Genomic DNA, 11,290 nt, shown 5'->3' on the forward strand with positions numbered 1-11,290 from the left:
AAGGCAGATCAGGACTGGACGGGGCGGTCAGAGGCATCGAAGCCTCCGCAGCGTGGCTTCGGGGTTGGGTCGCCGGCTGGGCGGCACCGCATACATCCGCGCCGGTGCTCGTCTGCCCCTCTGGTCACCCGGAGCCCTCCCTCAGCGCGGCGGAGCTGCGGTGTGGTCCCGTCCTCTGACTGGGTGCCGGTGTCCCGTCACGATCCGCCTCTCTCGATAAGCGCAAGCTACCCCAGGGGGGTATATGGCGCAAGGGGTTCGCGTGATCGGGCGTCGTTGACGTGGATCACTTGACGCGCGATACCCCTAGGGGGTAAACATTCCCCACTTACCCGTACCCCCTAGGGGCATAAAGGAGTGGTTGTGATGTCATCCGGATCCAAGCGGTGGTGGGCGCTCGGCCTCATCGCGCTCGCCCAGTTCATGGTCATCATGGACACCTCGATCATCGGCGTCGCTCTACCTCGGATGCAGACGGACCTCGGCTTCTCGCCGGAGAACCTGTCCTGGGTGTTCAACGCCTACGTCGTCGCCTTCGGCGGCCTGCTGCTGCTCGGCGGCCGGTTGTCCGACCTGTTCGGCGCCCGCCGCATGTTCACCACCGGCTGGCTGATCCTCCTGGTCGGGTCGGCCGCCGCCGGCCTGGCCGACAGCGTCGCCGTCGAGCTGGCCGCCCGCGCCGTCCAGGGCGCCGGCGCCGCCCTGATCGCGCCCTCGGCGCTGACCCTGCTGATGATGCTCTTCGGCGCCGAGCCGCGGGAACTCACCAGAGCCCTTGCTCTCTACGGAGCCGCGGCACCCGCCGGCGGCACCGCCGGTGTCTTCCTCGGCGGCGTCATCACCGAGTACGTCAGCTGGCCCTGGGTCTTCTACATCAACATCCCGATCGCACTGGTCGCCGTCCTCGCCACCCCGGCGCTGATGCCGGCCGGTGGCGCCCGCCGAGGCTCCCTCGACGTCGCCGGAGCGCTCACCGTGACCCTCGGTCTCGGGGCCGCCGTCTACGCCATCGTCCGCGCCCCCGAGGTCGGCTGGTCCTCCGGGCAGACCTGGTTGGTCCTGGCCGGCGCCGTCGCCGCCCTGGCGGCGTTCCTCGCCATCCAGGCCGCGCGCCGGGAGCCGCTGATGCGCCTGTCCATCTTCCGCGCCACGAACCTCGCCGCCGCGAACATCGCCCAGCTGCTGCTCGGCGCGGCCTGGATCCCGATGTGGTTCTACCTCAACCTGTACCTGCAGCAGGTCCTCGGCTACAGCGCCTTCCCCAGCGGTGCCGCGCTGCTGCCCATGACCGTCCTCATCATGGTCGGGATGATCGCCCTCGCACCGCGGGCCATCAACCGATTCGGCCCCAAGCCCATGGTCGTGACCGGCCTCGCGGTCCTCGCCGCCGGCCTCGGATGGCTCGCTCTGATCCGCCCCGACGGCACCTTCGTCGCCGACGTCCTGCCCGCCTCGCTCGTCGCGGCGCTGGGCATGTCACTCGCCTTCATCCCGTCGCTGGGCACCGCGATCTCCAGCGCCCGCCCCGAGGAAGGCGGACTGGCATCCGGCATCGTCAACACCAGCTACCAGGTCGGCTCCGCCCTCGGCCTGGCCGCCATGACCGCCGTCGCAGCGTCCTACGGCGCCGACCAACTCGGCGACCTCCCGGCCCTGACCGACGGCTACTCCGCCGCCTTCATCGGCGCCGGGATCATCGCCGCCGCAGGAGCTGTCATCGCGGCGATCACCCTGCGCAGCACCGCACCCCACCCGGAACAGACCACCGACGCCCAGCCCGCCCAGGATCAGCTGATCTGACTTTCCGCCACTCGCGACGCCTCCGAACGGCTCGCCGCGGAGATCGCTGCCGTCGCAGACAACGCTGGCCCCACCGCCGAGCGCCGCTAGGGCGAGGACATCGGAACCACTACTCGCGGGATCCGCCACCTGGTGACGTCTTCGGGGCGGTCGGCCGTAACGGCCGACCGCCCCGAAGCTCGGCAAGGGGAGGAAGGTCAGGTGATGTCGCGGCGCATGGGGATGATGACGGCGATCAGCGAGGCGGCGAGTGCGTACGTGGTGAGCAGTAGTGCGCCGGTGGCTGGTGGCAGTAGCTGGATGGCCGTGCTGCCGACCTGTTCGGACATGGCGTCAGCGAGGTAGGTGAAGTCGGTGAGGGAGGCGGTGGCGCCACCGGGCAGGACTGGATAGAGCGCGTTGATGCCGGGGATCATCATGAGCAGCGTCTCGCCCAGGTACAGGTAGCCGATCACGACGCACAGGGCTATGACCTGGTGGCGGATCAGGGCGCCCATGCCCACGCCGATCAGCAGATACACGACCATGGCCAGGCCGATGCGGGCCAGCAACGCCAGCACCGTGCTGGCCGGCAGGCCGAGCGCGACGCCGCGGGCGGCGGCGACCGCGAAGAGGGCTGCGGCGGCGGTGCCGGCGAGGATCAGCCCGTACGCCAGTCCACCGACGCCGTACGCGGCGAGCTTGGCCGCCAACACCTGCCAGCGGCGCGGCGCGAACAGGAACGTGACGGCGGCGGTACGGTGCCGGTACTCGGACGTGACGGCGAGTGTGCCGATGGCGGCCGGCACGAACGCGGTGTAACCGAGGATGCCGAGGATCGAGCGGATGCCGGTTTCGGTGTCCAGTCCGGGCATGGGTGGGTCGAAGTTCTCCGGACCGACCAGCGCCATCGCGCCCATCATGCCGCCGCCGATCAGCACGGCGGCGAGCAGCAGCCCACTCCACATGCGGGTGGCCAACAACCGGCGGAACTCGGCCTTGATCAGGTGGTTCATCAGATTTGCGGCGTGGAAACCAGGCCGTTCAGGGCCGGAAGGAAACGCCGCTGCCTCCCCCCAACGGTCGTGCAACACAATGGATTGATAGCTTGTGAAATGTGGGTGGGGTGGTGAAGCGGGCATACAAGTACCGCTTCTATCCCACCCCCGAGCAGGCTGAACAACTCCGCCGCACCTTCGGGTGCGTGCGCCTGGTCTACAACAAAGCCCTCGAGATGCGGACCCGCGCATACGCCACGGAACGCCACTCGATCAGCTACGCGGAATCGTCGGCGGCCCTGACCGAATGGAAACGCGGCGAGGAACTGGCGTTCCTCAACGAGGTGTCCAGCGTTCCGCTGCAACAAGCGTTGCGGCATCTGCACGCCGCCTACGCGGCGTTTTTCGCCAAGCGCGCCCGATACCCCCGTTTCAAGTCGAAGAGGAAGTCGCGGGCCAGCGCCGAGTACACCCGGTCGGCGTTCCGCTGGCGGGACGGGAAGCTGACTCTGGCGAAGATGGACGCCCCGCTGGACGTTGTGTGGTCGCGTCCGTTGCCCGAGGGCGTCGTACCGTCGACCGTCACCGTGTCTCGAGACGCGGCCGGCCGCTGGTTCGTGTCCCTGCTCGTCGAGGACCTGACCGTCCAGCCGCTTCCACCGGTGGATACGGCGGTTGGCGTCGACGCGGGGCTGACCAGCCTGGTGACCTTGTCCACCGGGGAGAAGGTCACCAACCCCCGTCACGAGCGGGCCGACCGGCGGAAACTTGCCAGGGCCCAGCGGGACCTGGCCCGCAAGGAGAAAGGCTCGGCCAACCGGGCCAGAGCTCGACTCAAGGTCGCCAAGGTTCACGCCCGGATCGCCGACCGGCGACGGGACCACCTGCACAAACTGTCGACTCGACTCGTCCGCGAGACTCAAACGGTCGTGATCGAGGACCTGACTGTGCGCAACCTGCTGCGCAACCACCGGCTGGCCCGCGCCATCTCCGACGCGGCCTGGTCGCAGTTGCGGGCCATGTTGGAGTACAAGGCCGCCTGGTACGGGCGCACCCTGGTGGCGGTGGACCGCTGGTTCCCGTCGTCCAAGCTGTGCTCGGACTGCGGGAGACTGACTGAATCCCTGCCGTTGAACGTTCGATCGTGGCAATGCCCGTGTGGTGTGACCCATGACCGGGACATCAACGCAGCGAGAAACCTTCTGGCCGCCGGGCTGGCGGACAGGTAAAACGCCTGTGGAGCTGGTGTAAGACCTCAACGGAGTCCCTCCGGGCGGGCAGTCGGCCATGAAGCAGGAAACCCCCACGGGCGACCGGGGGAATCCCGGCCCTTCAGGGCCGGGAGGATGTCAAGCGGTGGTCGCCCTGTCGGTGGTCAGGTGGAGGAAAAGTTGTTCGAGGCTGGGGTTCTCGGTGACCAGCTCGTGTATCCGCAGCCGGCACGTGGCGGCCAGGTCGGCGACGTGCGGCGCGTCCAGCCCGTATACCCGTAGCCGGCCTGCCGCGACGGCTTCGACCCGCGGTGCGTCGCCGTCTGGCCGGCTGACTCGCAGGGCGGCGGCCAGCCGGTCGGCATCCGGCGAGCTCACCAGCACCGCTGGCGGTCCGGCGAGCCGTGACCACGGTCCAGCGGCGACGAGCTCGCCGTGGCGGACTACCACCACGTCGTCGACGAGCTGCTGGATCTCGCTGAGCACGTGGCTGGAGATCAGGATCGTGCGTCCCTCATCGGCCAGCCGGCGCAGGAAGCCACGCAACCACAGCATGCCTTCGGGGTCGAGGCCGTTGCTCGGCTCGTCCAGCAGCAGCACCGAGGGGTCGCCGAGCAGGGCGGTGGCGAGGTTGAGTCGTTGCCGCATGCCGGTGGAGAACCCACGGGTGCGGCGGTCGGCGGCCTCGGTGAGGCCGAGCAGGTCGAGCAGGTCGGTGACCCGGCTGTCCCGGTAGCCGCCCATCGCGGCGTAGACGCGCAGGTGGTCGCGGGCGGTGTGGCCGGGGTGGAACGCGCTTGCGTCGAACACCGCCCCGACGGTGCGCGACGGCCGTGGCAGCCGCCCGTACGGCTGGCCGCCGATCGTCGCGGTGCCGGAGGTGGGTGACACGAGGCCGGTCAGCATGCGCATCGTGGTGGTCTTGCCCGCGCCGTTCGGGCCCAGGAAGCCAGTGACCACGCCCGGTTCGACCGTGAAGGTCAGATCACGTACGGCGGTGACCTCGCCGTACCGCTTGGTCAGGTGCGAGACCTCGATCGTCAGGCGGTCGCCGTTCACGCGCCGGCCGCCAGCGCGCGTCCGATCGCGTCCGCGATCTCCGGCGCGGCGGGATTGGAGAGCACGACCTCGTCGAACTGACCACCGGCGGCCGCCCGGTCCAGGCCGAGATGCAGCCCCAGCTCGCCCCGGCGTGCCGCCACGAGCTGACGGGGACCGGCGAACAACCCCCAAACACCGATCTCGACGAAGCCGGACACCACCATTCCGCGCCGGGCGCCCCGCGCCAGGCGCAGCGGGTCGGCCACAACGGCCACACTCCGCACCGCGGTGACGGGGACAGCCAGCCGCTCCCGCCCGATCCAGAGCCGCTCCCACCCGGTGAACCGGATGTCGACCAGCTCGATGGCAACCGTGACTGAGGCCATCAGCCATTCCCTTCCCTCGGGTCGGAGCCTTCGCCCCGCTCCGGCGTCTGTTGTGGACTGTCGGTGGCTGCCGGCTGATCGGCCGGCAGCAGGATGGTGGCCAGCAGTCGAGGCACCCTTCCCTCGCCGGGCTCGTTGCCCAGCAGCGGGCCGATGACCTGGCTGAGGTCGGCGGCGAACTTTGCCAGCTCCGCGTCGGTCAGGTGGAGCACGAGCTGCTGGTACCCGACCCCGTCGGCGGCGAAGTCGATCCGCTCGCGGGCGAGGTAGCGGGAGAACTCCGACAGCAGGCTCGACACGAAGGCGGTGAAGTAGCGGGCGTGATCTTCGGGCGTCGCGGTGGCCAGGGCTGCGGCGTCCAGCGTCGCACCGTGGGCCGGCAGGGCGTAGACCCGCTCGACGGCCCCGCGGATCCTGCGCTCCTCCACCACCTCGATCAGGCCGGCCTTGACCAGCGTGGCCAGGTGCCGGTACAGCGTGGCCTGCGGGATGTCCGGCAGCAGCGCCGCCAGGTCGTGCGTGGTCAGTCGCGCACCCGCCACTGCCCGCAGGACCCGGATGCGCACCGGGTGCAGCGCCAGCTCCGCCCAACGTTCCCTCGACAACTCCACCGGGCAACGATATCACTATCGAGAATGATAATGGCAGGCGTGGTGGTTCCGGAGGCGGACAGGTGTGTCCGGTGCCCGCGTGGGTACCCGTCCGGCCGACCCGGAGGAGACTGCGGTGACGGACGAGGCGCCCGACTACTTCCAGCCCGAGCACGGGCTGGTGCTCACCCACCTGTTGATCGTGCGGGACGTGGACCGTTCGCGGGAGTTCTACCGCAGCGTGCTGGGAGCGACGGTGGTGCGCGAGCGGCAACCGGCCATTCTCCGACTGCACAACGGCTACATCGTGATCAACGACGAGGGCGGCCCGACCGACGACAAGCCGACCGTCCGGGCGCAGGCACCGGCGGACCCGGACGTGCTCAGCGGCGCGCTCAACATCCGGGTCACCGACGTACGCGCCGTCTACGAGCTGTGGCGTTCCCGCGGCGGACAGTTCCTTACCGAACCGAAGGATCACGGGGTGGAGATCCGCTGCTACCTGCGCGATCCGGACGGCTACCTCATAGAACTCGGTCAGGGCACCGGAATCCTCGCCGAGATGGGACGACCGGCCTCCACCCAGCGGTGACCCGCACACGTCGACTTCGAAGCGGACGGCCTGGGTCGAAACGCCACTCGGTCGAGACAGCCCCGCGGACCTGGCCGCGGCGGTGTGCCGCCGGGCGCGGGGATGGTTATCCCGTGGTCAGGCCGACGATAAACGGGAGCGTGGCGATCGAGAGTAGTGTCTGCGCGCCGGTGATGGACGCGATGAGGTGCGTCGCCGCCCATCCGCCTGGCGAGGACGTAGGCGGATGGTGCGGTCGGGACCGCGCAGATGATCGCGATGCTGGTGAGCGTCGCGCCGCTGACACCGAGGGCTGTGGCGATGGCGACCGCCGCGAGGGGCAGGGCGACGAGCTTGAGTGCGGATGCCGAGAGGATGTCGACGACATCACGCCGCCGCAGGCGGAAGGTGATTGCCGCACCTGCCGCCAGCGTTCCGCACACCAGCGCGGGCGCGGACCCGCGTACACGTCGCAGACCTGCAACGCCTGCAGCATGTCGCTCCGGAGTCCCGCGAGAGCCAAGCGGTCTTCCGGTGTGTCGCCTGCGGGCACCAGGACAACGCCGACGTGAACGCGGCCAAGAACATTCTCGCCGCCGGGCTGGCGGTGACAGGGCGTGGAGACCTCGCCGTTAGACGGTCCGTGAAACGCCAACCACCCAAACGGCTCGCGGCGTGAACGTGCCTCAGCCACGGGAATCCCCCGGCTTCAGCCGTGGGGAGGAGGTCAAGCGGATGCTGCGCTGGACCAGCGAGGTCAGTTGCGGGCCGTTCGCGCGGAGCGGGCGACGCAGCCCGATGATGAGCACGGAGACGACGACGACCGGGACGGTCAGACTGGGCAGCAATGCCGCCGGCGAGGCCGCGGCCAGGTCGGTCGCGGCGATCGAGGTGACGAACAGTGCGGGCGTGAAGAAGCGGTAGCTCATCCACTCGATGCCGCGCCAGAATCCCGGGTCGGTCACCAGCCGCCGGCGCAGCACCGTGCCGAGTCCGAGCAGCAGCACGATCGGGACGACCGCCATGACGACGAGATGCATGTCAACGACTGTGTTGCAATGGGTCAGTGCAGTTCAACCATGACAATATGACCGGGGTCCGGCTCGCCGCCGATCTCGCCAACCTCGTGGTCGAGGGCCGGCCCGGCATGGGCGGGACCGGGGCGGGCGAGATCGAGGCGGTCCTGCGTACGCACGAGATCCGCCGACCGGCGCTCATGCCCGGGCAGGCACAGATCCTGCGGGTGTGGGGTGTGCGGCTGCGAGCCGTGTTCGAGGCGCCCGGGGCCGACGAGCGCTGCGCGGCGATCAACGCGCTGCTGGTCGAGGGGACTGCCGGGGCGTTTCTGACCACCCATGACGGGCTGCGTCCGCACCTGCACTTCACGCCCGAGGACGATGATGTCGTCGGCCGGGTACGAGCGGTCACGGCCGGCGGTCTGGCGATCTTCGCGGTCGAGGCGGAGGGGCGGCGTCTGGGCGTATGCGCTCGGTCGACATGCGTGACGGTGTTCGTCGACACCAGCCGCAACGGGCGTCGCGATTACTGCTCGACGCGGTGCGGCAACCACGACGCTGTGCATCGCCATCGGACCCGGCACCGAGCAGGCAGGTGATCGATGATCGGTCCGCGCACCGGATGGCAGGGCCCCTACCTCGGCCGGAACCTGCACTCGCATCGAGAAAATCCCAGCTCTCTATTGCATCCGGCCATCCGGGCAGGCCAAGATCACCCAAAGCAAGAGGTGGTCTGCTCCCCGAGCGTCACCAGCGCTCTTCTGCGCGCCGCTCGGTGGTAGGTGGATCCACGAGAGGAGTACGCGTGCAGGTTCACACGAAGTCGACGATTCTTCGCTCCCGCGCGGCCCTGGCTGCCGCCGTGACGGCCGCGCTGGCCGGTTCCATCCTCACCGCTCCGGCCGTCTCCGCCGCCGCTCCCGAGGGACCGGGGCAGGGCAGCTGCAAGATCGCCGAGGACCCGTCCTGGTCGGGCTGGAGCAACCACGAGCAGGTCGGCGACCAGCTGGCGCAGATCGAGCGCGCCAGCGGCGGCCGGGTGGACGTCGAGGTGGTCGGGCGCTCCCCGGAGGGCCGGGAGCTGTACACGGCCCGGGTCGGCACCGGCGACAAGGTGCTGCTGGTCACCAGCGCGATCCACGGCAACGAGCGGACCGGCACCGAGGCGCTGCTCGGGATCCTCAAGCGCCTGGGCAGCGCCGGTGACGCGCAGACCCGACAGATCCTCACCGAGGTCACCTTCGTCGCCATGCCGATGGTCAACCCCGACGGCGGCGAGCTCAATCGGCGCATGAACGTACGGTCCTGGGACGAGACGGTCGCGGAGTTCCCGCAGCTGGCCGGCGCCCCGCGCGCCTGGTACCACCGGCTCAACGGGGACGGCATCAACCTACCCGGCTACGACCTGAACCGCGACTTCAACCCCGACCTCGACTACGTGCCGCGCGCCACCGACCTTCCGGGCCGTGACACCGACGCCGGGTTCTTCCTCTCCCCGGAGTCGCGGGCCATCCGCGACGTGTACGTGGGTCTGCGGGAGGAGAAGGGCGCCGTCGACGCGTACATCGACCTGCACCACATGGGGCCGTGCGACCGGCTCACCGGCGGGGAGCAGGACGGCAACCTCATCTCCGTCTCGCTCGACTACCCGCCGCTGGGCGTGCAGGACGGCGCCGCGTACAAGGCGACGTGGCCGGCGCTGGACCAGGACAAGTCCCGCCGCTACGCCCTCACCGTCGCCAACGGCATGACCGCGAAGTACGGCGACCAGTCGAAGCTCGCCGCGATCGGCCGGTACTACCACCCGGACAGCCGGGAGTACGCGGGCCAGGGCCGCTCGGCGTTCGCCCTGAACGGCACCGGCACGGTGCTGTTCGAGGTGCGCGGCCAGCAGGACGACCTGGGTCAGAAGCAGCACGGCATGCTCGTGCAGAGCGTGCAGACGGGCGTGGAGTCGCTGCTCAACGGCCTGTCCGACGGCACCGTCGACCGGGTCGACGGTGACGACTTCTTCGACCTGCCCGACTACGGCTGGGACACCACCAACGACTGACGATCCTTGACGGCTGGCGGCCCCGGGGCAGGAGCTCCGGGGCCGCTGGCGTCGGCTGGATGGCGCCCCGTTCCGGGGCCGAGTTGCTCGTCTGGCCGGTGGCGGGGAGGTGTTACTAGACCGCGCGGGCCACACAGATCCTGGCGTCGAGGCGGGGCCCGGCCTCGTAGAGCATGTAACTCACGCCGCCGTCGGTGCCGAACGCCGGCGCCGCCACCCGGCCGTTGTCCGACGCGATCGGCCGGTGGAACACTCCGAGGTGGACCTCGCGGTCGAAGTTGTTGCCGATCTCGGTCAGATACATGTTGCCGCTGTTGCCGTGATACGCGAGATACGCGGTGCCGTTGCGCTTCAACAGGTGCGCCGCGGAGATGTCGGTGAGCCCGTCGCCCGACGGTGACACCAGCGGGTTCGGATCGAACTGCCAACCGCTCCAGCCGTTCGGCGACCAGCCCCAGAAGATCTTCCGGGCGCCGGGGCCGATCGTGTGGAGGCCCATGAACACCATCACGTAGCGGTTGCCCTTGCCGGCCACCGAGTGCTCGAAGACCCGCGCGTAGGAGGTCTCGGTCGTGTCGGGCACCAGCCTCGTCGACAGGATCGGCGTCTCGTCGGTGAAGTGGATGCCGTCGGTCGAGCGGGCGACCCGGGTCGTGTAGTTCTCGCCGTGGAAATACAGGTAGAACTGCCGGGTCGGCGCGTCCCAGACGACGTGCGGCGACGACACGTGGCTCACCGTCGTGGTCGGCAGCACCCGGTCGACGATGGGGTTGTTGGCGTACTCGGTGTAGGGGCCCTCGAGTCGGTCGGCGTAGGCGAGGCAGATCCCGCCGGGCGCGTCGTGCGGCGCGTAGTAGAGGTAGTACCGGCCGAGATAGCCGCTGATCTTGTCGTAGACTCCGCGCACGCACGGGAAGATGAACTCGCCGGTCGGGTTGTAGCGCAACGGGCCGGCGAACGCGTCGCGCACGTACCGATAGTTGGGGAAGCCGGCCGGTGCGGCGAGCGCCGGCGTGGGCGTCGCGGCAAGGCCGGCGCCGGTGGTCGCGACACCGACGGCCGCCGCACCACGCAGCAGCGTGCGTCGGGAGAAAGAGCCTTCAGGGGTACGCGTCATCGCGTTCCCTCCGTTCGTGAGGCGGGCCGATGGGGGCAGGGGAGCGGGCCGGCCGTGACGAGTCAGCGGGTGTCGTTCAGCTTCGCTGAGCGGCCGTGCGGTGTGGACGGCCGTCGCGGACGGGTTTGTTGGTTGACGAGTCTGCGCGCGCCGTCTCGGCGGCGTCAAGATGCTAATGCGAATTAGCAAGGCGGTTTCGGCGGGCTTCGGCCGGTGCTGCCGCCAGCATCATCGGCCTGTCGGCTGAACCCGTTTCGCTCGCCGTGAACCGCGACCCGCTTCCCTACGTGCAGGGAGCGTAGCTCGATGACGACGCGCATGTGCTCACGAGGCGAGAGCCGAATGTGATGTTCTCCCGTGCCATGAGAATCACTTCGGGAGCCGCTGCGATCACCTTGTTCGCGGCTCGACGATCGGCTGCGAAATTGTTCCTGCCGCCCAGGTAGTAGTCGTACATGCCCGCAGCAGTGGGGACGGAGGGGCCGATGCCGTCCGACTGGACTGAGCTTTCCGTGGTCATCTGTTTCT

At 69.5% G+C, this 11,290-nt stretch carries 13 protein-coding genes; 6 read left to right on the top strand and 7 right to left on the bottom strand.

Annotated elements, in window-relative coordinates; translation table 11 throughout:
• The first annotated feature begins 366 nt into the window (after nucleotides 1-366).
• Nucleotides 367-1,800 carry an MFS transporter gene (locus tag ACGF5C_RS15990; protein ID WP_393302109.1) on the top strand — a complete coding sequence of 478 codons (1,434 nt, stop codon included), beginning with the start codon at nucleotides 367-369 and terminating at the stop codon, nucleotides 1,798-1,800.
• A 197-nt stretch (nucleotides 1,801-1,997) separates the two neighbouring features.
• Here the strand turns inward: ACGF5C_RS15990 and ACGF5C_RS15995 are convergent, their stop codons facing one another.
• Nucleotides 1,998-2,795, bottom strand: coding sequence for an ABC transporter permease (locus ACGF5C_RS15995; RefSeq protein ID WP_393302112.1), 798 nt, complete (start codon nucleotides 2,793-2,795; stop codon nucleotides 1,998-2,000).
• Nucleotides 2,796-2,908: 113 nt separating this feature from the next.
• On the opposite strand from ACGF5C_RS15995, the gene ACGF5C_RS16000 reads away from it, so the two are divergent.
• Nucleotides 2,909-4,006 (top strand): RNA-guided endonuclease InsQ/TnpB family protein, encoded by a 1,098-nt coding sequence (locus ACGF5C_RS16000; protein ID WP_393302115.1) that lies wholly within the window; start codon nucleotides 2,909-2,911, stop codon nucleotides 4,004-4,006.
• Nucleotides 4,007-4,126: 120 nt separating this feature from the next.
• On the opposite strand, the gene ACGF5C_RS16005 is transcribed toward ACGF5C_RS16000, so the two are convergent.
• From ACGF5C_RS16005 to ACGF5C_RS16015, 3 genes are read right to left on the bottom strand one after another with little or no spacing between them, the layout of a single operon-like run.
• Nucleotides 4,127-5,047, bottom strand: coding sequence for an ATP-binding cassette domain-containing protein (locus ACGF5C_RS16005; protein ID WP_393302118.1), 921 nt, complete (start codon nucleotides 5,045-5,047; stop codon nucleotides 4,127-4,129).
• Entirely contained in the window at nucleotides 5,044-5,415 is a 372-nt protein-coding gene (locus tag ACGF5C_RS16010; protein WP_393302121.1) for a hypothetical protein, read from the bottom strand. Before ACGF5C_RS16010 ends, ACGF5C_RS16005 begins: the two co-directional genes overlap by 4 nt.
• Nucleotides 5,415-6,026 (bottom strand): helix-turn-helix domain-containing protein, encoded by a 612-nt coding sequence (locus ACGF5C_RS16015; protein ID WP_393302124.1) that lies wholly within the window; start codon nucleotides 6,024-6,026, stop codon nucleotides 5,415-5,417. The genes ACGF5C_RS16010 and ACGF5C_RS16015 overlap by 1 nt, the downstream gene beginning before the upstream one ends.
• Before the next feature lie 79 nt (nucleotides 6,027-6,105).
• Between ACGF5C_RS16015 and ACGF5C_RS16020 the strand changes: the two genes are divergently transcribed.
• Nucleotides 6,106-6,597 (top strand): VOC family protein, encoded by a 492-nt coding sequence (locus ACGF5C_RS16020; RefSeq protein WP_393302127.1) that lies wholly within the window; start codon nucleotides 6,106-6,108, stop codon nucleotides 6,595-6,597.
• Between the two features lie 391 nt (nucleotides 6,598-6,988).
• Nucleotides 6,989-7,255, top strand: a complete 267-nt coding sequence (locus ACGF5C_RS16025; RefSeq protein ID WP_393302130.1) for a zinc ribbon domain-containing protein — start codon at nucleotides 6,989-6,991, stop codon at nucleotides 7,253-7,255.
• 7 nt (nucleotides 7,256-7,262) lie between these two features.
• Here ACGF5C_RS16025 and ACGF5C_RS16030 read toward each other — a convergent pair whose 3' ends face one another.
• Nucleotides 7,263-7,616, bottom strand: coding sequence for a hypothetical protein (locus ACGF5C_RS16030; RefSeq protein ID WP_393302133.1), 354 nt, complete (start codon nucleotides 7,614-7,616; stop codon nucleotides 7,263-7,265).
• A gap of 47 nt (nucleotides 7,617-7,663) precedes the next feature.
• Between ACGF5C_RS16030 and ACGF5C_RS16035 the strand changes: the two genes are divergently transcribed.
• Both ACGF5C_RS16035 and ACGF5C_RS16040 read left to right on the top strand, forming a co-directional pair.
• Nucleotides 7,664-8,191, top strand: a complete 528-nt coding sequence (locus ACGF5C_RS16035; protein WP_393302136.1) for a CGNR zinc finger domain-containing protein — start codon at nucleotides 7,664-7,666, stop codon at nucleotides 8,189-8,191.
• Between the two features lie 206 nt (nucleotides 8,192-8,397).
• Complete coding sequence (locus ACGF5C_RS16040; protein ID WP_393302139.1) at nucleotides 8,398-9,645, top strand: M14 family zinc carboxypeptidase; 1,248 nt, start codon at nucleotides 8,398-8,400, stop codon at nucleotides 9,643-9,645.
• A 115-nt stretch (nucleotides 9,646-9,760) separates the two neighbouring features.
• On the opposite strand, the gene ACGF5C_RS16045 is transcribed toward ACGF5C_RS16040, so the two are convergent.
• Together ACGF5C_RS16045 and ACGF5C_RS16050 are read right to left on the bottom strand one after the other, a co-directional pair.
• Entirely contained in the window at nucleotides 9,761-10,762 is a 1,002-nt protein-coding gene (locus ACGF5C_RS16045; RefSeq protein ID WP_393302142.1) for a hypothetical protein, read from the bottom strand.
• Between the two features lie 283 nt (nucleotides 10,763-11,045).
• Nucleotides 11,046-11,282: an SAM-dependent methyltransferase gene (locus tag ACGF5C_RS16050; RefSeq protein ID WP_393302145.1), complete on the bottom strand. Its 237-nt coding sequence runs from the start codon at nucleotides 11,280-11,282 to the stop codon at nucleotides 11,046-11,048.
• Nucleotides 11,283-11,290 lie beyond the last annotated feature (8 nt).

The sequence above is a fragment of the Micromonospora sp. NPDC047620 genome (genome assembly GCF_043205005.1).
Taxonomy (GTDB): domain Bacteria; phylum Actinomycetota; class Actinomycetes; order Mycobacteriales; family Micromonosporaceae; genus Micromonospora.

What these genes read in the sequence shown, in the direction of transcription:
- ACGF5C_RS16050 (WP_393302145.1), bottom strand. Translation starts at nt 11,282, where the DNA reads ATGACCACGGAAAGCTCAGTCCAGTCGGACGGCATCGGCCCCTCCGTC.
- ACGF5C_RS15995 (WP_393302112.1), bottom strand. Translation starts at nt 2,795, where the DNA reads ATGAACCACCTGATCAAGGCCGAGTTCCGCCGGTTGTTGGCCACCCGC.
- ACGF5C_RS16035 (WP_393302136.1), top strand. Translation starts at nt 7,664, where the DNA reads ATGACCGGGGTCCGGCTCGCCGCCGATCTCGCCAACCTCGTGGTCGAG.
- ACGF5C_RS15990 (WP_393302109.1), top strand. Translation starts at nt 367, where the DNA reads ATGTCATCCGGATCCAAGCGGTGGTGGGCGCTCGGCCTCATCGCGCTC.
- ACGF5C_RS16010 (WP_393302121.1), bottom strand. Translation starts at nt 5,415, where the DNA reads ATGGCCTCAGTCACGGTTGCCATCGAGCTGGTCGACATCCGGTTCACC.
- ACGF5C_RS16030 (WP_393302133.1), bottom strand. Translation starts at nt 7,616, where the DNA reads ATGCATCTCGTCGTCATGGCGGTCGTCCCGATCGTGCTGCTGCTCGGA.
- ACGF5C_RS16045 (WP_393302142.1), bottom strand. Translation starts at nt 10,762, where the DNA reads ATGACGCGTACCCCTGAAGGCTCTTTCTCCCGACGCACGCTGCTGCGT.